The sequence below is a fragment of the Marivivens donghaensis genome (genome assembly GCF_030410045.1).
GTDB classification, from domain to species: Bacteria; Pseudomonadota; Alphaproteobacteria; order Rhodobacterales; family Rhodobacteraceae; genus Marivivens; species Marivivens donghaensis.
Genome location: NZ_JAUFRA010000005.1, coordinates 347,268 through 367,100 on the forward strand (window position 1 = coordinate 347,268; position 19,833 = coordinate 367,100).

Annotated in this window: 21 protein-coding genes; 6 read left to right on the forward strand and 15 right to left on the reverse strand. The window is 57.4% G+C overall.

The window, feature by feature from the left end:
• Positions 1-28: 28 nt before the first annotated feature.
• A complete protein-coding gene (gene scpA, locus QWY83_RS07295) occupies positions 29-2,155 on the reverse strand; it encodes a methylmalonyl-CoA mutase (RefSeq protein ID WP_249945467.1) in 2,127 nt (708 codons plus the stop codon).
• Positions 2,130-3,161 carry a hypothetical protein gene (locus tag QWY83_RS07300; protein ID WP_249945466.1) on the reverse strand — a complete coding sequence of 344 codons (1,032 nt, stop codon included), beginning with the start codon at positions 3,159-3,161 and terminating at the stop codon, positions 2,130-2,132. The genes scpA and QWY83_RS07300 overlap by 26 nt, the downstream gene beginning before the upstream one ends.
• A gap of 102 nt (positions 3,162-3,263) precedes the next feature.
• Here QWY83_RS07300 and QWY83_RS07305 point away from each other — a divergent pair, with 102 nt between their 5' ends.
• Positions 3,264-3,731 carry a DUF4174 domain-containing protein gene (locus tag QWY83_RS07305; RefSeq protein WP_249945465.1) on the forward strand — a complete coding sequence of 156 codons (468 nt, stop codon included), beginning with the start codon at positions 3,264-3,266 and terminating at the stop codon, positions 3,729-3,731.
• On the opposite strand, the gene QWY83_RS07310 is transcribed toward QWY83_RS07305, so the two are convergent.
• The 3 genes from QWY83_RS07310 to QWY83_RS07320 all read right to left on the reverse strand — a co-directional run bounded on the left by QWY83_RS07310 (position 3,721) and on the right by QWY83_RS07320 (position 6,191).
• Entirely contained in the window at positions 3,721-3,891 is a 171-nt protein-coding gene (locus QWY83_RS07310) for a hypothetical protein (protein WP_290245834.1), read from the reverse strand. The genes QWY83_RS07305 and QWY83_RS07310 overlap by 11 nt on opposite strands.
• Positions 3,892-3,893: 2 nt before the next feature.
• The gene (locus QWY83_RS07315; RefSeq protein WP_249945463.1) at positions 3,894-5,894 is read right to left on the reverse strand and encodes an acetyl-CoA carboxylase biotin carboxylase subunit; all 2,001 of its coding nucleotides are present in this window, start codon (positions 5,892-5,894) and stop codon (positions 3,894-3,896) included.
• A 93-nt stretch (positions 5,895-5,987) separates the two neighbouring features.
• Complete coding sequence (locus QWY83_RS07320; protein ID WP_105234751.1) at positions 5,988-6,191, reverse strand: hypothetical protein; 204 nt, start codon at positions 6,189-6,191, stop codon at positions 5,988-5,990.
• Positions 6,192-6,353: 162 nt separating this feature from the next.
• Between QWY83_RS07320 and QWY83_RS07325 the strand changes: the two genes are divergently transcribed.
• Entirely contained in the window at positions 6,354-6,506 is a 153-nt protein-coding gene (locus tag QWY83_RS07325) for a hypothetical protein (protein ID WP_249945462.1), read from the forward strand.
• A gap of 10 nt (positions 6,507-6,516) precedes the next feature.
• Here the strand turns inward: QWY83_RS07325 and QWY83_RS07330 are convergent, their stop codons facing one another.
• The 5 genes from QWY83_RS07330 to QWY83_RS07350 all read right to left on the reverse strand — a co-directional run bounded on the left by QWY83_RS07330 (position 6,517) and on the right by QWY83_RS07350 (position 9,600).
• Positions 6,517-6,885, reverse strand: coding sequence for a hypothetical protein (locus QWY83_RS07330; RefSeq protein WP_105234750.1), 369 nt, complete (start codon positions 6,883-6,885; stop codon positions 6,517-6,519).
• Between the two features lie 66 nt (positions 6,886-6,951).
• A complete protein-coding gene (locus QWY83_RS07335; RefSeq protein ID WP_167668772.1) occupies positions 6,952-7,101 on the reverse strand; it encodes a hypothetical protein in 150 nt (49 codons plus the stop codon).
• A 211-nt stretch (positions 7,102-7,312) separates the two neighbouring features.
• Entirely contained in the window at positions 7,313-7,684 is a 372-nt protein-coding gene (locus tag QWY83_RS07340; protein ID WP_249945461.1) for a DUF6497 family protein, read from the reverse strand.
• A 7-nt stretch (positions 7,685-7,691) separates the two neighbouring features.
• Positions 7,692-8,045 carry a hypothetical protein gene (locus QWY83_RS07345; RefSeq protein ID WP_249945460.1) on the reverse strand — a complete coding sequence of 118 codons (354 nt, stop codon included), beginning with the start codon at positions 8,043-8,045 and terminating at the stop codon, positions 7,692-7,694.
• A 22-nt stretch (positions 8,046-8,067) separates the two neighbouring features.
• The gene (locus QWY83_RS07350; protein ID WP_249945459.1) at positions 8,068-9,600 is read right to left on the reverse strand and encodes an acyl-CoA carboxylase subunit beta; all 1,533 of its coding nucleotides are present in this window, start codon (positions 9,598-9,600) and stop codon (positions 8,068-8,070) included.
• A 216-nt stretch (positions 9,601-9,816) separates the two neighbouring features.
• Between QWY83_RS07350 and QWY83_RS07355 the strand changes: the two genes are divergently transcribed.
• Complete coding sequence (locus QWY83_RS07355; protein ID WP_249945458.1) at positions 9,817-11,043, forward strand: multidrug effflux MFS transporter; 1,227 nt, start codon at positions 9,817-9,819, stop codon at positions 11,041-11,043.
• A gap of 47 nt (positions 11,044-11,090) precedes the next feature.
• A complete protein-coding gene (locus QWY83_RS07360) occupies positions 11,091-12,488 on the forward strand; it encodes a helix-turn-helix domain-containing protein (RefSeq protein WP_249945457.1) in 1,398 nt (465 codons plus the stop codon).
• A gap of 32 nt (positions 12,489-12,520) precedes the next feature.
• On the opposite strand, the gene QWY83_RS07365 is transcribed toward QWY83_RS07360, so the two are convergent.
• Positions 12,521-12,769 carry an HP1242/YdcH family protein gene (locus QWY83_RS07365; protein WP_249945456.1) on the reverse strand — a complete coding sequence of 83 codons (249 nt, stop codon included), beginning with the start codon at positions 12,767-12,769 and terminating at the stop codon, positions 12,521-12,523.
• A 283-nt stretch (positions 12,770-13,052) separates the two neighbouring features.
• On the opposite strand from QWY83_RS07365, the gene QWY83_RS07370 reads away from it, so the two are divergent.
• Positions 13,053-13,463, forward strand: a complete 411-nt coding sequence (locus tag QWY83_RS07370; protein WP_245918131.1) for a hypothetical protein — start codon at positions 13,053-13,055, stop codon at positions 13,461-13,463.
• Between the two features lie 32 nt (positions 13,464-13,495).
• Here the strand turns inward: QWY83_RS07370 and betA are convergent, their stop codons facing one another.
• From betA to betI, 4 genes are read right to left on the reverse strand one after another with little or no spacing between them, the layout of a single operon-like run.
• Positions 13,496-15,154, reverse strand: coding sequence for a choline dehydrogenase (betA, locus tag QWY83_RS07375; RefSeq protein WP_249945455.1), 1,659 nt, complete (start codon positions 15,152-15,154; stop codon positions 13,496-13,498).
• Positions 15,154-16,614: a betaine-aldehyde dehydrogenase gene (gene betB, locus QWY83_RS07380; protein WP_249945454.1), complete on the reverse strand. Its 1,461-nt coding sequence runs from the start codon at positions 16,612-16,614 to the stop codon at positions 15,154-15,156. The genes betA and betB overlap by 1 nt, the downstream gene beginning before the upstream one ends.
• Positions 16,615-16,659: 45 nt before the next feature.
• Positions 16,660-18,174 carry a choline-sulfatase gene (betC, locus tag QWY83_RS07385; protein WP_249945453.1) on the reverse strand — a complete coding sequence of 505 codons (1,515 nt, stop codon included), beginning with the start codon at positions 18,172-18,174 and terminating at the stop codon, positions 16,660-16,662.
• Positions 18,171-18,752 carry a choline-binding transcriptional repressor BetI gene (gene betI / locus QWY83_RS07390; protein ID WP_156529503.1) on the reverse strand — a complete coding sequence of 194 codons (582 nt, stop codon included), beginning with the start codon at positions 18,750-18,752 and terminating at the stop codon, positions 18,171-18,173. Before betI ends, betC begins: the two co-directional genes overlap by 4 nt.
• A gap of 92 nt (positions 18,753-18,844) precedes the next feature.
• On the opposite strand from betI, the gene choX reads away from it, so the two are divergent.
• Positions 18,845-19,759, forward strand: coding sequence for a choline ABC transporter substrate-binding protein (gene choX, locus QWY83_RS07395; protein WP_249945452.1), 915 nt, complete (start codon positions 18,845-18,847; stop codon positions 19,757-19,759).
• Positions 19,760-19,833: the final 74 nt, after the last annotated feature.

Genomic DNA, 19,833 nt, shown 5'->3' on the forward strand with positions numbered 1-19,833 from the left:
CCCCCTTTTTTCAGTCTGATCGCTGATCTTAACCGCGAACGTCGCGGATGATCTGCAGGATATCTTCGGCAGCTTTGGGGATGTTTGTCCCCGGACCAAAGATCGCCTTAACGCCAGCTTTGTAGAGGTAATCGTAGTCCTGCTGCGGGATAACACCGCCGCAGATCACGATGATATCTTCGGCATCAGCGGCCTTGAGTTCTTCGATCAACTGCGGTGCAAGGGTCTTGTGACCTGCCGCCTGCGACGAAATCCCGATCACATGCACGTCGTTGTCGATCGCATCCTGTGCAGCCTCAGCAGGGGTTTGGAACAGCGGGCCTACGTCCACGTCGAAACCAATGTCCGCAAAGGCGGTCGCGATGACCTTGGCCCCACGGTCGTGCCCGTCCTGACCCATTTTCACCACGAGCATACGCGGGCGGCGGCCTTCTTCTTCGGCGAATTGTTCGACCGACTTCTGAATGGCGGCAAAGCCTTCGTCGCCTTCGTAAGCTGCGCCATACACACCAGCGAGCGTTTTCACTTCGGCGCGGTGGCGACCGAACTCTTTTTCCATAGCCATGCTGATCTCCCCTACGGATGCACGGGCGCGTGCGGCTTCGACCGCAGCAGCGAGAAGGTTTCCACCCTCTTTTGCGCGGCGGGTCAGTTCGGTCAGAGCAGCCTGACAGGCGGCCTCGTCACGGGTGCCACGGATTTTTTCAAGACGTGCAACCTGCGATGCGCGCACCGCGTTGTTGTCGATGTCCAGAATATCGATCGGGTCTTCTTTGGCGAGGCGGTATTTGTTCACGCCAACGATCACTTCGTCGCCACGGTCGATCATCGCCTGACGTTTCGCAGCCGACTCTTCGATGCGGAGTTTTGGCATACCCGAGGCCACAGCCTTGGTCATGCCGCCCATTTCTTCGACCTCTTCGATCAGCTTCCATGCCTCTTCGGCGAGCTGAGCAGTGAGGCTTTCGACGTAATACGAACCAGCGAGCGGATCGACGACCTTGGTCACGCCTGTTTCCTCTTGGAGGATCAACTGGGTGTTCCGCGCGATACGGGCCGAGAATTCGGTCGGCAGCGCAATCGCTTCGTCGAGCGCGTTGGTGTGGAGCGACTGCGTGCCGCCCAGTGCCGCCGCCATCGCCTCGTAAGCGGTGCGGACAACGTTGTTGTAAGGGTCTTGCTCTTGGAGCGACACACCAGAGGTCTGGCAGTGCGTGCGGAGCATCAAAGACCCCGGTTTCTGCGGGTTGAACTCTTTCATGATGCGGGTCCAGAGAAGACGCGCAGCCCGCAGTTTCGCGGCCTCCATGAAGAAGTTCATGCCAATCGCAAAGAAGAACGACAGACGCGGTGCGAACTGGTCAACATCCATGCCCGCAGCAATCGCAGTGCGCACGTATTCGCGACCATCGGCCAGCGTGTACGCGAGTTCCTGAACGAGGTTCGCGCCCGCCTCTTGCATGTGGTAGCCAGAGATCGAGATCGAGTTGAACTTTGGCATCTCGGTCGAAGTGTATTCGATGATGTCCGAAATGATCCGCATCGACGGCTCTGGCGGGTAGATGTAGGTGTTGCGCACCATGAACTCTTTCAGAATGTCATTCTGAATGGTCCCCGACAGGACCGATTTATCGTGGCCCTGCTCTTCGCCCGTGACGATAAAGTTTGCCAGAACGGGGATAACCGCGCCGTTCATGGTCATTGAAACCGAGACTTTATCCAGCGGGATACCGTCAAAGAGGATCTTCATGTCCTCAACGCTGTCGATCGCAACGCCAGCCTTGCCCACATCGCCGACAACGCGCGGGTGATCCGAGTCATAGCCACGGTGCGTCGCGAGGTCGAAGGCTACCGACACGCCCTGCTGACCCGCAGCGAGAGCCTTGCGGTAGAACGCGTTCGATTCCTCAGCAGTCGAAAAGCCCGCATATTGGCGGATGGTCCAAGGACGGCCAGCATACATCGTTGCGCGCGGACCACGGGTGAAGGGTTCGATCCCGGGCAGCGAGCCGAGGTGCGGCAGGTCTGCAGTGTCCTCTTCGGTATAAAGAGGTTTGACCGTGATGCCTTCGAGCGTGGTCCAGTTCAGGTCATCTAATGGGCGATCACGCAGTTCTTTCTGCGCGAGCTTAGACCAGGTATCTTTGTCTGCCATGATCGGGTCCTCCGATTGCCGAACGCCAATGGGCGTTGGTCACTTCTGTCTGTCTAATATGGGTCGTGTCCAACCCGTGCTGGGTTGGTATTTCGATAAGCCGCGCCTGAGCGATTGCGCCCTCGCGCAACTCTGTCAGGTCGTCAGCATATGTGCGTTGCATCGTGGCGCGTTGATCGGCGTCAAACGGCATCCAAGCGCCACTGCCCTGCCCCAAACGGATCGCCCCGTCGAGGTCGCCACGGTTCACCAATTCCTCGCGCAGTTTGCGCAGGCGGGGCGACGGGTTGCGCCAATCATCCGCCTCGGACAGCGAAACGCGCTGGCCGATCAAATGCGACAGTTCCGCGTCGGGATGGCTGACCATCGCCTCGAACGGGAAGACAACGATGTCGGTCTGCGGGAACACCCGTGCGATGTCGCGGATCACATCACCCCATCTGCGCGACTGTATTGCCAGACGGTCGATCAGGTCGGGCTGTGGCATCGTGTGGCCGTTCATCACCGCATAGGCGAGGACAGAGGCCCAGTATCTGTCGTAGTTGCGGATGCTGATCGCGATACGGGCTACGGGCGCGGCCAGTGCTGCACGAAACCGTAACAGCCGTTCGAGGACATCGGAATAAAGCGCCCCATCGCGCAGGTTATTGCGGGCCGAGCCAAGAAGGTTCTCTTCGGTGATCATCAAGCGGTCATAGCCAGCCTCGGTCAATCGTCCGACCTCGCGGCGAATGGCAACGCGGGACCGTTCAGAGCGACGTGCGATCTCAGCCGTCACGCGGTCGGGACGATGAACCAAGCCATCAAACAGCCCTGCCCGCGTTTGTTTCGGCGTCCAAACGGCCGTGCCGCCATGGGACAGCGCCCCGCGATGACGTTGGACATGACATTGGAACGATGTTGTGCCCGTACGATGGGCCCCCAGATGAAGACAAATTTCCACGGCGCGATCACCTTTTCGGCGTTGGGCCGCGCGTTGGTGCGCGGGATGGACGATAGCGATCATGCTGCGTCCTCCAGTCTCACCAGAGGCTTAATGCTAAAATTGTTCGCACCGAGGGTGTCTGCCCCCTTAGAAACCGTAAATTCCAACCCTATATTGATAGGCATGAAACCAATTCTTCGCGCCAGTTTTACGTTCTTATTCATGGCTTTGGCAGGCATTCCTGCCGCTGCACAATCCGTCACGCCTGACGACTGGATTGCCGCGCCCGACCAATTTGTCGACGCATCAGAGATAAATTTGAACGATTTTCTCTGGCGTGCGCGGGCCATTGTTGTGTTTGCCGACACGCCCTTTGATCCGCGATACATCGAACAGATGGACAATCTCGGCGCGGACATCCCTGCGCTCGTCGAACGCGGTGTCATCGTGATCACCGACACCGACCCGACCGCAGAGACCGCGTTACGTGAACGGCTGCGGCCACATGGGTTCATGCTCGTGTTGATCGATAAGGATGGCACGGTTGCGTTCCGTAAACCTGCCCCTTGGGACATGCGCGAAATCGGGAGGTCGATTGATAAATCCCCTCTCCGCCAGCAAGAAATCAACGCGCGGCGCATCACGCAATAATCCCCTCAACAAGGGCATAGAGCCCAACTGCCAAAGCAGGTGCCGCGAGGGCGATCACAGGGGCGACATCGCCGCCCCCATGCAGCACAACCGCCCACCAGCCCGCATAGGCGACCACAAAGGCCGCCATCTGCGTAAGAACTGTGTGAGCGTCGCGCATCATTATTCGAACTCAATGATGACTTCGTCGACGGCCATGCTGTCGCCAGCCGCTGCCTTCACCGCCTTGACGATGCCCTTACGTTCAGCGCGGAGGATATTTTCCATCTTCATCGCTTCAACGGTGCAGAGTGCCTGACCCTCTTGGACTTCGTCGCCTTCGGCCACGTTGACCTTAACGATCAGACCCGGCATGGGGCAGAGCAGCAGTTTCGAGGTATCTGGCGGCAGTTTCTCTGGCATCAGTTTCGCAAGTTCAGCCTGACGCGGGGTGCGCACGTGCACCTTGATGTCTGCACCGCGGAAACGAATGCGGAAGCCGTGGGTAATCTTATCGACCTTCAGAACCAGCGGTTCGCCGCCAACGCTCAGACGTGCAAGGCTATCGCCCGGTGTCCAATCGCTCTCAACCCGCAGAACTGCGCCGTCGATGGTGACGTTCGAGCCGTCACGATCTGCCGCGATTGTGGTCGCAAAGTCTTCGCCCTGCAGCGACACAATCCAATCGGTGCCAACACGACGTTCGTGGTTACCCAGACGACCCGACACTTGGGTGCGACGGATTTCGGCCACGCGGTTCATCGCAGAGGCTGCCGCCGCAACCTTAACCAGCGCATCTTTCGGCAGGGTCACACCGTCGAACCCTTCGGGGTATTCTTCGGCAATGAACGCAGTGGTCATATTGCCCGAGGTGAAACGCTCGTGGTCCATAACAGCCGCGACGAACGGCAGGTTGTGGCCGATGCCTTCGACCTCGAACGTGTCGAGAGCAACGCGCATCTCTTCGATCGCAGCCGCACGGGTTTCACCCCAAGTGCAGAGCTTTGCGATCATTGGGTCGTAATACATGCTGATCTCGCCGCCTTCGTAGACGCCAGTATCGTTACGCACGATGCCACCCGTAGTGGTCCGCCCTTCAACAGGCGGACGGTAGCGGGTTAGGCGACCGATCGACGGCAGGAAGTTGCGATATGGGTCTTCTGCATAAAGACGGTTTTCAATCGCCCAACCGTTGATTTTCAGGTCTTTCTGTTCGAACGGCAGCTTTTCACCAGCCGCGACGCGGATCATCTGTTCAACAAGGTCGATGCCCGTGATCAGTTCGGTCACAGGGTGTTCCACCTGCAGACGGGTGTTCATCTCGAGGAAGTAGAAGTTCCGTTCGCCATCGACGATGAATTCCACGGTGCCTGCGGATGCGTAGCCCACAGCCTTGGCCAGAGCGACCGACTGTTCGCCCATTGCCTTGCGGGTTTCCTCGTCGAGGAACGGCGACGGAGCCTCTTCGACCACTTTCTGGTTACGACGCTGGATCGAACACTCACGCTCGTGCAGGTAAACAGCGTTGCCATGGCTATCAGCGAGAACCTGAATTTCGATGTGACGCGGCTGGGTGACGAATTTCTCGATAAAGATACGGTCGTCGCCGAAGGAGTTCGCTGCTTCGTTCTTGGAGGACTCGAACCCTTCGCGGGCTTCGGTGTCGTTCCATGCGATGCGCATACCCTTACCACCGCCACCAGCGGAGGCTTTGATCATGACCGGATAACCGATCTGGTTCGAAATTTTGACGGCCTCTTCGGCGTCCTCGATCAGACCCATGTAACCGGGAACGGTGTTCACTTGTGCGTCCTGAGCGATCTTTTTCGACGTGATCTTGTCGCCCATCGCTTCGATTGCGCCAACCGGCGGTCCAATGAAGGCAACGCCAGCAGCCGACAGGGCCTCAGCAAATTTCGAGTTCTCAGAGAGGAAGCCATAGCCCGGGTGCACTGCTTCGGCCCCGGTTGCTTTGATCGCTTCCATGATCTTGTCGATCACGATGTAGGACTGGTTCGCGGGCGGCGGGCCGATGTGGTAGGCTTCGTCCGCCATCTGCACATGCAGGGCGTGACGGTCAGCGTCCGAATAGACAGCAACCGTTTTGATGCCCATCTTGCGGGCGGTCTTGATGACACGGCATGCGATCTCGCCACGGTTGGCGATCAGGATCTTCTTGAACATGTGCTGGGGTCCTTTGAATGCAAAACCGCCGTGGGGGCGCAATGCACCCCACGGCGGTTCAGGTGGTTTAGACGCCCCGAAGGGCAGAATGGGTTAGCGGCAGACGGTTGCGTAGTTGTCGCACGTTGCGCCAACGAGCGCGCCGCCAGTAGCGCCGATGATCGGATCGACACCGAGCGCATCTGCCGTGACCGCGCCAGCGGCAGCGCCGGCAAGCCCACGTTCGAGGTCGGTATCAAGGCAGGCCGAGAGACCTGCGAAAGCGACAAATGCGACGATCCAAATTTTGTTGACCATGAGTGACTGCCCTTTTCGTTTTTATTCTGCGCCAAAAGACCACGAGCAATTCGCGGCGCGGCCAAAGTAACAAATAGGTCGAGACGGACCTCTCCCGAAGTCGATCCGGTCTGGGGAAAGCCGGACCGACAAGGGGAAGGGTAACAGTCTTGACTGCTTGTCTTGGACGACCTGCTGGTTACGTCCTCAACACAGGCAGCGTGGCACGAAGTTTCGCCAGAGCCAAAGGCGAAATCTGTCAGGGCAGCCGCATGGGCTGTTTCCTGCCAAATCGCTGCCTTCATGGGCAAAATCGTGCCGATCCGTGTCATCTAACCCAGCACCCTCACTCAAAGAAATCGCTGTCAGGGTCAAAGACCGCCGGGAAACTGATCATCGCCTTATCGACGTCGATACGCAGAACGGCGTCATAGCTCTCTGGATCAAAGTCTTCAGGATATGCAGCAACAACCTCGCGGCCAAAGAGCCAGCTCAGACGGCCAGCATCCAGATTGCCGCGCTCAAACGGTTGGTCACCAAAGTGGTGCCAAAGGGCAGCCATAAACGCCTCGTCCACACGTTTATCCATGGCCTTACGGTCACGGAAACGTTCGCGGCGGGTCAGAGGGGTGACGCCACGCGGATTTGCACGGCGAATAACAAATTGGAATTCAGAACCAGGGAAACGACCTGGGAAACCACGATGTTTCAGCATCACACGCGCCCTCCAACGACGGGCGCGAGGGTCAGGACAGCCCCGTGGGACTGTCCCATTTGCGCATTAGTTACCGTATTTGCCGGTGAAAACAGGCTCTGTTGAGAGCGGTGCAGGCTCAACATAGACGGTTTCAGTGGGGTGTTGGCGGGCAGAACAGGCTGCGACGACAACGAGTAATCCAAGCGCACAGAGCGCTTTGATGGAATGAGACATGATATGCTCCAGACACTGCCTATGGGGTTTGTCCGGTATTTGTTCCGGCTTTCCCCTAACTTGTTACGGGCTACCTTTTGGTAACCTGCTGTCAGGATAGCAGAAATGCCGTTTCCAGCATATCGGGAGCTATGCAGATTTGCGCCCTGTGTCGGGCCTGCATCAATTCGGGTCATGATGAGTTCGAGCCTCGCAATATATTGTGGAGTCATCAGAATGGCTCCCACATGCAGCGACCGTCTTCAATCACGAAAGGGTCAAAGAACTGGGTTATTTCGGGTGCAGTCTCTCCAAACGGGACAATTTCCGCCGAAAGCGAGATCACAACCTGCTCTACACCCCCATCGAGTGAGGGAATCGCGACCGTTTCGCAGAGCGTCGCAATGTCAGCAGACACGTCAGCGTAATCGAGGTCGGCAATCGCAGGCGCGATAAAGCGGAACCGCGTCAGGCCCTCTTCGGCAATCACCTCATGCAGGGTCACGGACAGGCCAGACGGCATAGCGAAGTCTTCCGCTACCGCTGGAACTGCGAGGTTCCCTGCTAAAATGAGTGCACCAAAGATCACCTGTTTCCCTCCCATGGTCGGATCACACCTCCGACTGAGTGATTTGCGACCGCGCCACCCAGCGCGCTCTTTTCGTCGTATCGGCCAAGAGATCAGCGATGACCGTTTGAGTGGTGGTGGCGGGAAACGGTCCCGCCACCGATCCTCCGGCCCGCACAACAAGTCCTCCCTCTTGTGTGCGGACCTCGACAACCGGGGAAAAGCCGCGAAGCCCTTTTAGCGCGCGCCACAAATCCTGACGGATTTGAGTGGCAAGCCGGCCGCGTCTCAGCAACGGGAACGTCGTCTCTGCCGATACATCGAAATGTGCGGGCAGGCGGCGGGCGTGAGTAACCACACCTTCGTTGCGGATCGTATGCCAGCGGCTTTGCGCCATATCCCCTACTTCCGCCCTAAAATCAGAGCGGAATGTTGTCGTGTTTCTTCCACGGGTTCGTCAGCTTCTTATTGCGAAGCGAAGCGAACGCGCGGGTCACGCGGCGGCGGGTCGAACGCGGCTGAATAACCTCGTCGATAAAGCCCTTTTCTGCAGCCACGAATGGGTTCGCGAAACGGTCCTCGTAGTCTTTGGTCCGTGCCGCGATTTTGTCAGGATCGCCCAGTTCGTTGCGATACAGGATCTCAACCGCGCCCTTCGCCCCCATCACCGCGATTTCTGCAGTCGGCCAAGCGTAGTTGAAGTCACCGCGCAGGTGCTTCGACGCCATAACGTCATATGCGCCGCCGTAGGCCTTACGAGTGATAACAGTCACTTTCGGGACGGTTGCTTCGCCGTATGCAAACAGCAGTTTCGCGCCGTGTTTGATGACGCCGTTGTATTCTTGGCTGGTGCCCGGCAGGAAGCCTGGAACGTCGACCAGCGTCAGGATCGGAATTTCGAACGCATCACAGAAGCGCACGAAACGCGCCGCTTTGCGGGACGAGTCAATGTCGAGGCAGCCCGCCAGAACCATCGGTTGGTTCGCAACGACGCCCACGGTCTGACCTTCCATGCGGATAAAGCCCGTCAGGATGTTTTTCGCGTAATCCGCCTGAATTTCAAAGAAATCGCCTTCGTCCGCGATTTTGCCGATCAGCTCTTTCATGTCGTAAGGCGTGTTCGGGTTATCGGGGATCAGGGTGTCCAGCGATTCCTCTACACGATCCACTTCGTCAAAGAACGGACGAACGGGCGGCTTTTCGCGGTTGTTGAGCGGGAGGAAGTCCACCAGACGGCGCACTTCAGCCAGTGCCTCAACGTCGTTTTCAAACGCGCCATCCGCGACCGACGATTTCTTGGTGTGAGTCGATGCACCGCCAAGCTCTTCTGCGGTCACAACTTCGTTCGTTACGGTCTTAACCACGTCAGGGCCAGTTACGAACATGTAAGAGCTGTCACGCACCATAAAGATGAAGTCGGTCATCGCAGGCGAATACACCGCACCACCTGCACACGGCCCCATAATCACAGAGATCTGCGGAACAACGCCCGAGGCCATGATGTTACGCTGGAACACGTCCGCATAACCCGCGAGCGAGGCAACGCCCTCTTGGATACGAGCACCACCAGAATCGTTCAGACCGATGACAGGAGCGCCGTTCTGCATCGCCATATCCATGATTTTGCAGATTTTTTCAGCGTGGGTTTCAGAGAGCGAACCACCAAATACAGTGAAGTCCTGAGAGAACACATAGACCATACGGCCATTGATGGTGCCCCAACCCGTGACAACGCCATCACCCGGCATTTGCTGTTCCTGCATACCGAAGTCGGTGCAGCGGTGCGCTTTGAACATGTCAAATTCTTCAAAGCTACCTTCGTCTAGCAGTAACTCGATACGCTCGCGCGCGGTTAGCTTGCCTTTAGAATGTTGTGCATCAATCCGCTTTTGACCACCACCAAGCCGCGCAACTTCGCGACGGCATTCGAGTTCTTGCAGGATATCTTTCATCTGGGGTCCCCTCCGACAGGTCGTTAGCGGGACCGTATGTGAAAGATTATTGCGCGACAAATGAAATCGGGCAAATTTGCAAATAGTTGGATTAGCAAGACTTTGCATTTGCAAATCAGCTAACTTTACTCAACCGATCTGCTCGTCCCTTTTGCACAGATCATCCGTCAACTTTGCAGATAGACAGGGGCGGGTTTTGGGCGTAGCCAAACCATCATGAGCATTGATCAATCGGTCAAGATTTTGGACCGCACCACCCCGCCCCATACGCTGACGCTAGTTTTATTGGCTGGCATGTCCGCGCTCACCATGTCGATCTTTCTGCCATCCCTGAACGGTATGACAGTGTATTTTGGCACGGATTACAGCGTGATGCAGTTCGCCGTTTCAGGCTACTTTATCATGACGGCGCTTTTGCAGCTGATCATCGGACCGATGTCGGATCGTTACGGGCGGCGGCCTGTTCTGCTCATCTCTCTCGGCCTGTTCGTCATCGCGACCTTCGGCGGCATTCTCGCGTCGAACGTCTGGGTGTTCTTGGGCTTCCGTATGCTCCAAGCCTCTGTCGCATCCTGCATGGCGCTCAGCCGCGCGGTCGTGCGTGACATTTACCCTGCGGATCAGGCGGCATCGAAACTCGGCTATGTGACGATGGGCATGGCGTTGGTGCCAATGCTCGGCCCTGTGATCGGTGGCGTCTTGGATCAAGCCTTTGGCTGGCAATCGGCCTTTGCCTTCCTTTTGGCCGCTGGCATCGGCGTCTTTACCCTGACCTATTTCGACCTCGGCGAAACCGCCAAGGGCACAGGGATGAAGTTCAGCGACCAGATTAAAACCTACCCCGAACTGTTCCGCTCTGTGCGGTTCTGGGGCTATGTCGCTTGCACTGCGTTTTGCGCAGGTGCGTTCTATGCGCTCCTCGGCGGGGCGTCGTTTGTCGCGGGTACCGTGTTTGAACTGTCACCCTCCATGACAGGTGTCGCCCTCGGTGCGCCGTCGATCGGATATCTCTTTGGGAACTTCCTGTCGGGTCGCTACTCGGTCAAACTGGGGATCAACAAGCTCGCACTCTTTGGCTGCTCGATCACCGTTTCAGGCCTCATGGCGGCGTTGATCGTCACAACGACAATAGCCTCACATCCTTTCGTGTTCTTTGGGTTTACAACCGTTATGGGCCTCGGCAACGGATTGACGATGCCGAACGCCACGTCGGGTTCGCTCTCGGTTCGACCGCACCTCGCTGGCACGGCCTCGGGCCTTGGCGCTGCGATTATGATGGCGGGCGGCGCGGGCCTGTCGGCGCTTGCGGGTTCACTCCTTGACCCCGCACAACGCGAAGTACCCTTGCTGATCATCATGCTTATCAGCGCCTCGCTTTCGCTGCTGTCGATCATTCTCGTGATTTATCGCGACCGCCGCATCGGTTCGGACTTGCTGGATTGAGTTTGCAAACGTAACTTTGCAAGAACTCTATTCTGCAAAGGTGCCCTATGGCTGTCCAGAAACTCTATGCTGGTGTGAAACTGCGTGAATTGCGCGGACGACTGGGGCTGACGCAAAAGACCTTTGCCGAAAAGCTGGGCGTGTCTCTGCCCTATCTGAACCAGATGGAAAACAACAACCGCCCTGTGTCGACAGCAGTGGTTTTGTCACTGGCCCAAGAGTTCGGTTTTGACGTGACCGAACTGCAATCGGGCGATGAGGCGCGCCTGATCTCTGACATGCGCGAGGCTTTGGCCGACCCTGTGTTCACGGGTTCTGCCCCGTCGGTCGCTGACCTGCGACTGGTTGCCTCCAACGCTCCGACAATGGCGCGGGCACTGCTGGACCTCCACGCAGCCTACCGCCAGACCCACGAACGGCTTGCCTCATTGGACGAGGCCTTGGGCCGCGAAGATGCCCGCTTGCAGCCCTCCCCGTGGGAGGAAGTGCGGGACTTTTTTCACTACTGCGACAACTACATCGACGCCGTGGACCGCGCGGCAGAGAACTTCGCGCTCAACGCGGGCGACATACCCGTGCGTGACGCTGCAATCAAAACGCTTGATGGGCGCGGCGTCACTGTGCGTTTTGATGATACCGAGGTCATTCGTCACTATGATGCTGCCACCCGCACCCTGACCCTGTCCCGACGCGCTGCCGAAGGCACGCAGACGTTCCAATTGCTCTTGCAACTCGCGCTTCTAACCAAAGATCAACTGATCGAGGCCACGCTCGACCTTGCGCGGTTCCAATCGCCAGAGGCACGCTCTATCGCCAAGGTTGGCCTTGCGAACTATTTCGCGGGCGCTGCGCTCATGCCCTACGGACGGTTCCTTGAGGCGGCCCAAGAAACGCGGCACGACCTCGAACGGTTGGCGGATTGGTTTGGGGCCTCGCTGGAACAGGTGGCGCACCGTCTATCGACCCTGCAACGACCAGGGGCCAAGGGCATCCCGTTCTTCTTTGTTCGTGTGGACCCCGCAGGCACGATCACAAAACGCCACTCTGCCACTACGCTGCAATTCGCACGCTATGGCGGGGCTTGCCCGTTGTGGAACGTGCATCGCGCCTTTGAGAACCCGAACCGCTGGCTGCGCCAGTTGGCGGAAACGCCCGACGGTGTTCGCTATTTCTGCCTCGCCCGTGACACAACAAAATCTGGGGGATCGTTCCACGCGCCAACCCGCCGCTTTGCAATCGGCCTCGGCTGCGAGGTGAAACACGCGCGTGCGCTCGTCTATGCCGATCACATGGATATCGACACGGCCGCCGCGTTTGAGCCTATCGGGATTTCCTGCCGGATTTGTGACCGTCGCGATTGTCACCAGCGGTCCGTTCCACCGCTTGAACGTCGCCTGACGGTCGATCCAGACCACCGCGCCGTTCTACCCTATCAGGTCGAATAAAAAGGGCGGCACCCTCGCGCCGCCCCATCTAATTAGGCTGTTGCTGCGGACTTGAGCGCCGCTGCGATCTCGTCCTTGAGCTTCATCCGTTCTTTGCGCATCTCGATGATGAACATATCATCGGCAGGCTCAACGTTGGTTTCTGCAAGGTGGATTTTGTCATTCACCTCTTCATACCGATCAACCGTTTTCGCGAAATGCGCGTCAGACTGTTTCAGCGCATGGAGCGCATCGATCTGGGCTGGAAATTCTTCGTTCAGGCGGTGCGGAGTGTTCGACATATTGGTCCCTTTCCTCAGGTTTCGATTAAACCTAGGCCCCGCGCAGCCCCATCACTTTGACTAAAATCAATAAACGGGGGCGAGTTTACCTTTCCGCTGCATTTTGCAATCTCAGGCTGCTTTTTGAGACTTTTCTCAACCTTTTTGACTGAAATCACTACAAAATAACGAATTCTCGCGTAGAGTTGTCCCAAGGATGGAAATGACCCTCATAAGGTCCAACGAACGGAGAAGACCTGTGCAACACCTTGGAACGCTTATCAGAGCCGCGATTTTCACGGCCGTGTCGACTGCAGCTTCGGCATGTCCTGACTACAACCAATACGGCGCCGAATATCGGTATTCCGGTTCGGATCTGTATTCCGCGCGTCAGTTCAGCGTCGTCGCAGGTGGTGACAACAATCTGCAGTCCTGCGGTTTCAAGAACAACTCTGGCTACGTGATGACCGCGCCAGACTTTAGCTTCGACCTCTATAAGATGGGCGGCTTCGATGTTGAAATCAGCGTTCTAAGCAATTGTGATTCCATGCTTTTGGTCAACGATGCCAATGCGAATTGGTATTATGACGACGACAGCAACGGTCAGGCTGATCCCAAAATCCGGATCAGCGGCAGCGATGGCTACCTCGATGTTTGGGTCGGCACCTATAACGGGGAATATTGCGACGCGACGCTCTACCTCGAAACGTTCTAAGACAAAGGGCCGCGTGATGCGGCCCTTTCCTTTTAACGCTGGGATGTTTCCCAATTCGGGTTGATCCAAGGCTCTACGTTCTCAGCAGGGAGCGGTGTCCGACCAAGGATATGATCCGCCGCCTTTTCGCCCGTCATGATCGACGGAGAGTTCAGGTTGCCGTTGGTGATCCGTGGGAAGATCGAGCTATCCGCCACGCGCAGGCCATCGACGCCGATCACGCGACATTCGTGATCCACAACTGCCATCGGATCGTTCCGGTCACCCATTTTACAGGTGCCGCACGGATGGTAGGCTGATTCAACATGTTCGCGGGTGAACCCGTCCAGTTCGTCATCGGTCTGACAGTCTTTGCCTGGTTGGATTTCCTTGCCCGCGTAGGGTTTGAATGCATCCTGAGCGAAAATCTCGCGCGTGAGGCGGATCGCGGTGCGGAAGTCAGCCCAATCCTTTTCGTGCGACATGTAGTTAAACAGGATCTTCGGCTTATCTTTCGGATCAGCAGACCGCAGTGTAACCGACCCGCGTGACGGCGACCGCATGGGGCCAACGTGTGCTTGGAAGCCGTGCCCTTCGGCAGCGGCCTTACCATCGTAGCGCACGGCGATGGGCAGGAAGTGATATTGGATATCGGGGTAATCCACGCCAGCCGCCGACCGCACAAAGGCCGCGCTTTCGAACTGGTTCGACGCGCCCAGACCCTTTTTCGTCAGCAGCCACTGTGCGCCAATGATACCCTTCCAGAACAGGTTCCAGTATTTGTAGAGGCTCACGGGTTGGGTCGCGGCCACCTGAATGTACATCTCAAGGTGGTCCTGAAGGTTTTGACCAACGCCCGCACGATCCGCGACCGCATCAATGCCATGTTCGGCGAGGTGCGCGGCAGGCCCGATGCCCGACAACATCAGCAGCTTTGGCGAGTTGATCGAGGATGCCGCAATGATCACTTCGTTCGTGGCAGAGATCACTTCGGATCCGTTGCCTTTGTTGATCTGAACACCCGTCGCCCGACCGTTTTCGATCACGACCTTTTCGGCCAGACCTTTGACGACCGTCACACGTCCCGTCGCCATCGCGGGTTTGAGGTAAGCGTTCGCCGCCGACCAACGACGGCCTTGCCAGATGGTGCTGTCGAACGGGCCAAAGCCCTCTTGTTGTTCGCCGTTATAATCGCCCGTCACAGGATAGCCCGCCTGACGACCTGCCTCGACAAAGGCGCGGGTCAGTGGGTTCGTGCGCGGACCACGGGTCACATGCAGCGGGCCAGAGTTCCCGCGCCATGACGCGTCACCACCGTGACCACCGTCATGCCAGTTCTCCATCCGCTTAAAATAGGGAAGCACATCGGCATAAGACCACCCATGCGCACCGCTTTCGGCCCAGTGATCGTAGTCTTTGGCGTGGCCGCGCACATAGATCATCCCGTTGATCGAGGACGATCCGCCAATGACCTTACCGCGCGGCGTTGCCATGACGCGACCGCCCAGATGCGGTTCAGGCTCTGTCTGAAAGCCCCAGTCATAAAGCCCCATGTTCATCGGGTAGGACAGCGCCGCGGGCATCTGAATGAACGGACCCGCATCGGTGCCGCCGAATTCCACAACGATGACTGACTTGCCTGCCTCGGCCAAACGGTAGGCCATGGCGCAGCCAGCGCTGCCCGCGCCAACGATTACATAATCAGCCTGCATTAGAATGGAGCCTCGCATTTGTTCATGGACACGTAGACGGTCTTCACTTCGGAATAGTGATTGATCGCCGTTTTCGAGTTCTCGCGCCCAACGCCAGACAGTTTAGAACCGCCGAACGGAGCCTCCACTGGTGCGAGATTGTAGGTATTGATGTAGCAGGTGCCTGCCTCGAACCCTGCGACGACACGGTGCGCACGGGTCAAATCAGACGTAAAGACGCCAGCCGCCAGACCAAATTCGGTGTCGTTGGCACGGGCCATGACTTCTTCCTCGGTGTCGAAATCAAGGACCGACAGCACAGGGCCAAAGATTTCCTCGCGGGCGACGGTCATATCGTCAGTCACATCGGCAAAGAGTGCGGGTTCGATGTAATACCCTTCGTTGCCAATGCGTTTGCCGCCTTTGACCAAACGGGCGCCCTCTTCGATGCCTTTCTGGATATAGCCCTCAACGATCCCCAACTGGCGTTCATTGGACATCGGCCCAATTGTGGTTTCGATTTGCAGTGGATCGCCGATCACAGCGTCATCCATGCGTTCCGCCAGACGTTTCAAGAACGCCTCTTTGATTCCTTTTTGAACGAACACGCGGGTGCCGTTCGAACAGACCTGACCTGTCGAATAAAAGTTCGCATTGATCGCGCCAGAGATCGCGCTTTCCAAATCGGCATCGTCAAAGATGATCAGGGGCGATTTGCCGCCCAGTTCCATGGTGACATGCTTCATGCCAGCGGCAGCGGCGGCATATACCTTTTGCCCCGTCGGCACAGAACCAGTCAGCGACACTTTTGCCACGCGCGGATCAGTGACGAGCTGCGCACCGACGGCACCCAGACCTTGGATCACGTTGTAGACGCCCGCAGGTGCGCCTGCCTCATGCAGAATCTCCGCAACTTTGAGCGCGCAGAGCGGTGTGGTTTCCGACGGTTTGAACACCATCGTATTTCCGCAGGCCAGCGCAGGTGCGCCTTTCCAGCAAGCAATCTGGGTCGGATAGTTCCATGCACCGATGCCGACACAAACGCCCAGAGCCTCGCGGCGGGTATAGACGAAATCACCGCCACCCAGCGGGATGTGTTCGCCCGTCAGCGCCCCAGCCAGACCACCGAAATATTCAAACGCATCCGCGCCAGAGGTCGCGTCCGCAATCGTCGTCTCGGACAGGGGTTTGCCCGTGTCATAGGTTTCCAGAACCGACAGATCGTAGTTCCGATCCCGCATGATATCCGCCGCGCGACGCAGGATGCGGCCGCGTTCTGTGCCTGTCATTGCGGCCCAATCTGCCTGCGCCCGTTTTGCCGAGGCAATCGCACGTTCGACAATCGCAGGTGTCGCCGCATGAACACGGGCAATCACCTTGCCGGTGGCGGGATAGATGACTTCGATCAGTTCGCCTGCGGTGTCTTCGACATATTGGCCATCGATGAAATGGCTTGCGGTGGGTTGGGTATCATAGGGCATTATTTGGCCTCCGTTGGGAGTATTTCGGTAGCAAAGAAAAAGCGGTTATTCCCCACGGGGGAAGCGCTTGTTCTCTTCGAGGACGTTCAGGTCCATGTGGTTGCGCATGTATTGTTCAGACGCGAGCCGCAGCGGTTGGTAATCCCACGGGAAGTAGGCCCCATTGCGCAGCGCCTCATAGACGACCCAACGGCGGGCTTGGCTTTCGCGCACAGCGGCGTCGAACCGATCAAGGTCCCAACGCGCCAGCGATTTCGCCTTTAGGTCCGCAAGGGCATCCGCATGGGCCGGATCATCGGCGAGGTTGGTCAGCTCGTTCGGATCGGTCGCGAGGTTGAACAGCTGATCGGGGTCCAGCGCACATCGGGTGTATTTGTAGTCGCCTTCTCGGATGGACACGAGGGGCGCATAAGATCCTTCGGCGGCATATTCCATCAGGACAGGCTCAGTGCGCTGACCACCCTGCCCCAAGGACACAAGGCTCTGCCCGTCGGTCCACGGCATCACCTCGTCCATGCTGACGCCTGCGAGGTCACACATCGTCGGGCATACGTCGATGGTGGAAACAGGCGTTTCAACGAGACCCGGCTCCATCTGCGGGGCGGCGATCATCAGTGGCACGCGCGCGGAGCCTTCGAAGAAGGACATTTTGAACCACATACCGCGTTCACCCAGCATATCGCCGTGATCCGAGACAAAGAACACGATGGTGTTGTCATCCATGCGGGTGCGTTTGAGCACGTCGAGGATTTCACCGATCTTATCGTCGAGATACGAGATGTTCGCGAAATAGGCGCGGCGCGACCGACGGATATTGTCGTCGGTGATATCAAAGTTGCGCCAATCGTTCGCGTCCATCAGGCGTTTGTTGTGCGGGTCGAGGTCCTCGTAGGGGATCGTCGGAACCGTCGGTTCCAAATGCTCGCAATCCTCGTAAAGGTCCCAGTATTTCTTGCGCGCTACATAAGGGTCGTGCGGGTGTGTGAACGACACGGTCATCATCCACGGACGATCATCGAGTCCCCGCGACAGGTCATAGAGTTTCTTGGTCGCGTTAAAGGCAACCTCGTCGTCATATTCCATCTGATTGGAAATCTCGGCAACGCCCGCGCCCGTGACGGAGCCCATGTTGTGATACCACCAGTCAATCCGCTCACCCGGTTTGCGGTAGTCAGGGGTCCAGCCAAAGTCGGCGGGATAGATGTCGGTGGTTAGGCGTTCCTCGAACCCGTGCATCTGGTCGGGACCGACAAAGTGCATCTTCCCCGAGAGGGTCGTTTGATAGCCCGCGCGACGTAGGTGGTGCGCATAGGTCGGGATGTCCGACGCATATTCGGCAGCGTTGTCATAAACACGGGTGCGGCTCGGCAATTGGCCTGCCATGAATGATGCCCGCGCAGGTGCGCAGAGCGGAGAACCTGTGTAAGTGTTTTTGAAACGCGTGGACCGTGCAGCGAGCGCCTTGAGGTTCGGCGCATGGAGCCACTCTGCGGGGCCGTCAGGGAACAAGGTACCGTTTAACTGGTCGACCATGATGATCAAAATATTCGGCTTGGTCATTTCGTTTTCCCTAGTTCGAGATCAAGTGCAGCAAGCACATGTTTGGTCGCGGCTTTGCTGCTGGTTTTCGTTATGGTGAGGGCTTCGCGCAGATAGATACCGTCGATCAATCCGCCGATCCGATAGGCTGCGTCCTGCGCGTCATCACCCAAAAGCGGACGCAGGTTAAACATGAGATTCGCGTGCAAACGGCGCTGATAGATCGTCAGCAGCCTTTTCGCTTCGCTCGAAGTTTGGGCAAGAACGTAAAAATTAAGCCAAGCCGCAATCACCTCGCGGCGAAAGTTTGACGTTCCGAATCCAGCCCGAATGATCGCCTCCAACCGTTCGCGCGGCGTGTCAGCCATAATCAGCGCACCGCGAACTTCCGCGGCGTAAACGGATAAAGTGTGTCGCATTGCAGCCAGAAATATCTGTTCTTTTCCACCGAAGTAGTGGTGTGCAAGTGCAGATGACATACCCGCACGTTTCGCGATCTGGCTAACTGTTACATCCAACGACCCGTTTGCCCCGATTTCATCAATCGTGGCTTTAACCAAAGCGGCGCGGCGTATAGGTTCCATCCCGAGCTTGGGCATCTTTTCATCCAAAATAGCTTGCCAAGTGAAACTAGGTGGTTGTTTATTGACTCGTCAATCAACAAAAAACCATCACCAACGGGAGACCATACATGAAACTCAAATCTGCTATGTCCGTGCTTGCCATTTGTGCAGCTGCACCTGTGCTTGCTGATTGCGGCACCGTAAACATGTCCGATGTGGGCTGGACCGACATCACCACCACCACTTCTGCGTCCAAGCACGTTCTCGAAGCACTGGGCTATGACGTAGACGTAAAAATTCTCTCGGTTCCAGTGACCTACGCGTCGCTGTCGTCGGGTGATCTGGACATCTTCCTCGGCGCTTGGATCCCTGCTCAGTCGGGCGTTCTGGACCCATATCTGGCTGACAAAACCATCGACGTTCTCGCAACGAACCTCGAAGGCACCGTCTACACATTGGCAGTTCCGACCTACACCTTCGAAAAAGGTCTGCAGTCGTTCGCCGACATCAACAAATTCGCTGAGTCGCTCGACGGCAAAATCTACGGCATCGAGCCGGGCAACGAAGGTAACACCTACCTCGTCTCGCTGACCGAAAAAGCTGGTTCTGGCCTCGAAGGCATGGAAGTCGTCGAATCCTCCGAACAGGGCATGCTGGCTCAGGTTGCTCGCGCTTATGACAAGCAAGAAGACGTTGTCTTCCTCGGCTGGGCACCGCACCCGATGAACGCAAACTTTGAACTGTCCTACCTGCCGGGTGGTGAAGAGTTCTTTGGCGGTATCGGCACCGTTCAGACTCTCGCACGCGCTGGCTACGCCGAAGAATGCCCGAACACTGGCAAGCTCTTCAGCCAAATCTCGTTCACCCTCGACATGGAAAACGGCATCATGGGCCAGATCCTTGACGAAGGCGCTGATCCTGATGAAGCAACCATGGCTTGGCTGCAGGCAAACAAAGATGCCGTAATGGCATGGGTTGACGGTGTGACCACCGCTGACGGCGGCGACGCTGCTGCGGCTGTATCGGCTGCATTCGGCTACTAATCCCGACCAAACGAAAGGCCCCGTTGATCGGGGCCTTTCTGTTTCCCTCAAACAGGCACAGACCTGTCGCTGCA

Coding starts and splice junctions, on each gene's coding strand:
- QWY83_RS07330 (WP_105234750.1), bottom strand. CDS start 6,885: ATGCTGAAACATCGTGGTTTCCCAGGTCGTTTCCCTGGTTCTGAATTC.
- QWY83_RS07355 (WP_249945458.1), top strand. CDS start 9,817: ATGAGCATTGATCAATCGGTCAAGATTTTGGACCGCACCACCCCGCCC.
- betC (WP_249945453.1), bottom strand. CDS start 18,174: ATGACCAAGCCGAATATTTTGATCATCATGGTCGACCAGTTAAACGGT.
- betB (WP_249945454.1), bottom strand. CDS start 16,614: ATGCCCTATGATACCCAACCCACCGCAAGCCATTTCATCGATGGCCAA.
- choX (WP_249945452.1), top strand. CDS start 18,845: ATGAAACTCAAATCTGCTATGTCCGTGCTTGCCATTTGTGCAGCTGCA.
- betA (WP_249945455.1), bottom strand. CDS start 15,154: ATGCAGGCTGATTATGTAATCGTTGGCGCGGGCAGCGCTGGCTGCGCC.
- QWY83_RS07345 (WP_249945460.1), bottom strand. CDS start 8,045: ATGGCGCAAAGCCGCTGGCATACGATCCGCAACGAAGGTGTGGTTACT.
- QWY83_RS07340 (WP_249945461.1), bottom strand. CDS start 7,684: ATGGGAGGGAAACAGGTGATCTTTGGTGCACTCATTTTAGCAGGGAAC.
- QWY83_RS07365 (WP_249945456.1), bottom strand. CDS start 12,769: ATGTCGAACACTCCGCACCGCCTGAACGAAGAATTTCCAGCCCAGATC.
- QWY83_RS07320 (WP_105234751.1), bottom strand. CDS start 6,191: ATGGTCAACAAAATTTGGATCGTCGCATTTGTCGCTTTCGCAGGTCTC.
- QWY83_RS07315 (WP_249945463.1), bottom strand. CDS start 5,894: ATGTTCAAGAAGATCCTGATCGCCAACCGTGGCGAGATCGCATGCCGT.
- QWY83_RS07335 (WP_167668772.1), bottom strand. CDS start 7,101: ATGTCTCATTCCATCAAAGCGCTCTGTGCGCTTGGATTACTCGTTGTC.
- QWY83_RS07350 (WP_249945459.1), bottom strand. CDS start 9,600: ATGAAAGATATCCTGCAAGAACTCGAATGCCGTCGCGAAGTTGCGCGG.
- QWY83_RS07305 (WP_249945465.1), top strand. CDS start 3,264: ATGAAACCAATTCTTCGCGCCAGTTTTACGTTCTTATTCATGGCTTTG.
- scpA (WP_249945467.1), bottom strand. CDS start 2,155: ATGGCAGACAAAGATACCTGGTCTAAGCTCGCGCAGAAAGAACTGCGT.
- QWY83_RS07310 (WP_290245834.1), bottom strand. CDS start 3,891: ATGCGCGACGCTCACACAGTTCTTACGCAGATGGCGGCCTTTGTGGTC.
- betI (WP_156529503.1), bottom strand. CDS start 18,752: ATGCCCAAGCTCGGGATGGAACCTATACGCCGCGCCGCTTTGGTTAAA.
- QWY83_RS07300 (WP_249945466.1), bottom strand. CDS start 3,161: ATGATCGCTATCGTCCATCCCGCGCACCAACGCGCGGCCCAACGCCGA.
- QWY83_RS07360 (WP_249945457.1), top strand. CDS start 11,091: ATGGCTGTCCAGAAACTCTATGCTGGTGTGAAACTGCGTGAATTGCGC.